This window comes from Pseudomonas sp. MF06569 (genome assembly GCF_059862735.1).
Map to the genome: position 1 here is coordinate 1 of NZ_JCBCUZ010000070.1, position 1,976 is coordinate 1,976.

Annotated in this window: 2 protein-coding genes; both read left to right on the forward strand. The window is 56.2% G+C overall.

Going from position 1 to position 1,976, the window contains the following annotated elements:
• The coding region (gene tnpB / locus AC19YQ_RS24890) for an IS66 family insertion sequence element accessory protein TnpB (protein ID WP_500596182.1) at positions 1 to 380 on the forward strand (380 nt) is incomplete at its 5' end.
• An 18-nt stretch (positions 381 to 398) separates the two neighbouring features.
• Positions 399 to 1,931: an IS66 family transposase gene (gene tnpC, locus AC19YQ_RS24895; protein ID WP_338649312.1), complete on the forward strand. Its 1,533-nt coding sequence runs from the start codon at positions 399 to 401 to the stop codon at positions 1,929 to 1,931.
• Positions 1,932 to 1,976 lie beyond the last annotated feature (45 nt).

The following is a 1,976-nucleotide window of genomic DNA, read 5'->3' on the forward strand; positions in this document are numbered from 1 at the left end:
CCCTCAGGAGCCAGCTCGCCATGATGCGACCCGATGCCAAAGTCGAAAAAGTGTATCTGTACCCCAAGCCGGTGGACTTCCGAAAATCCATCGACGGCTTGGCTGCGCTGGTCGAGCTGGATATTAAAGTCGCAGTATTCGACCCTGTGCTTTTCGTTTTCCTCAACAAGCCCCGCAACCGAGTGAAGATATTGTATTGGGAGCGCAACGGCTTCTGCCTTTGGCTCAAGCGCCTCGAGTCCGAACGATTCAAAACATCGCCGGACTCCACCGACGAGGCGATCGTTCTGACCGTCCAGGAACTCAACTGGATGCTCGATGGCTTTGACCTCTGGCGTAACCGCCCTCACCAAGTTTTGACACCGCGATTCGTAGCCTGATTCGGTATAATCCGGGCCATGAATTCCATGCCCGAAAACCTTCCCGATGATCCCGTGCTGCTCAAGCAAATGCTTGGGCAGATGCTCGACGAGCGTCAGTTGGACAAGGGAAAGATTGTTCGGCTCGAAGAGCAGAATGCCCTCCTGCTTCAGCGTCTGTTCGGACGTAAGTCCGAGCAAACAGCTGATGCGGCAACGCCGCAACTGGCCCTCTTCAATGAAGTAGAAAGCGTCGTCGAGCCTGTGGACGAAGCCTCATCTGAAGAAGTCGTTGCCCCGATCAAGCGCCGCGGCAAACGCAAGCCACTGCCCGCCGACCTGCCGCGCATCGAGATTATCCACGAACTTCCCGAACATGAACTGACGTGCGTCTGCGGCTGCCGCAAACACACTATTGGCGAAGAAGTCAGCGAGCAGCTTGAAATCGTGCCGATGCAGATCCGTGTGATCAGACACGTTCGCAAAGTTTACGGTTGCCGCGACTGCGAGATGGCGCCGGTCACTGCTGACAAGCCGGCTCAACTGATTGAAAAAAGCATGGCCAGCCCAAGTGTTCTGGCGATGCTGCTGACCACCAAGTACGTCGATGGACTACCGCTTCACCGTTTCGAAAAAGTCTTGGGCCGCCATGGTGTCGATATCCCGCGCCAGACGTTGGCACGCTGGGTTATCCAGTGCGGTGAACACTTTCAGCCGCTGCTGAATTTAATGCGCGATAGCCTGTTGGGCAGCCGTGTTGTCCACTGCGATGAAACACGGGTACAGGTGTTGAAAGAGCCTGACCGAGATCCAAGCAGCCAGTCCTGGATGTGGGTGCAAACCGGCGGCCCGCCAGATAAACCAGTGATCCTTTTTGACTACTCCACCAGCCGCGCGCAGGAGGTGCCGACACGCCTGCTCGATGGTTATCGTGGCTATGTGATGACCGATGATTACGCCGGTTATAACGCGTTGGGCGCGCAGGCCGGAGTCGAACGTTTGGGCTGCTGGGCGCACGCAAGGCGCAAGTTTGTTGAAGCCCAAAAAGTACAGCCGAAAGGCAAGACGGGACGTGCTGACATCGCGCTGAACCTGATCAACAAACTCTATGGTGTAGAGCGTGATCTGAAGGATGCGTGCGACGACGATCGTAAAACTGGCCGTCATGATCGGAGTCTGCCAGTGCTGGCTCAGTTAAAAAGCTGGATGGAAAAGACGCAGCCACAAGTTACGTCTCAGAACGCCTTGGGCAAGGCCATCGGCTATCTGGCGAGTAACTGGAACAAACTGGAACGGTACGCCGAGGAAGGCTATTTGCCGATCGACAACAACCCCGCCGAGCGTGCGATCAGGCCCTTCGTCATCGGAAGAAAGAACTGGTTGTTTAGCGACACACCCAAAGGCGCGACGGCCAGTGCTCAACTTTACAGCTTGGTCGAGACTGCCAAAGCCAACGGCCAAGAGCCCTATGCGTGGCTGCGCCACGCATTAGAACGGCTGCCACTGGCGACCTCGGTTGAAGATTACGAAGCGCTGTTGCCGTGGAACTGCTCGCTGGTGTCGCCTAACTAGGCGCGTTACCCATCTTTAAGTTGGTGGGGTTTATGGAGCGCTTAC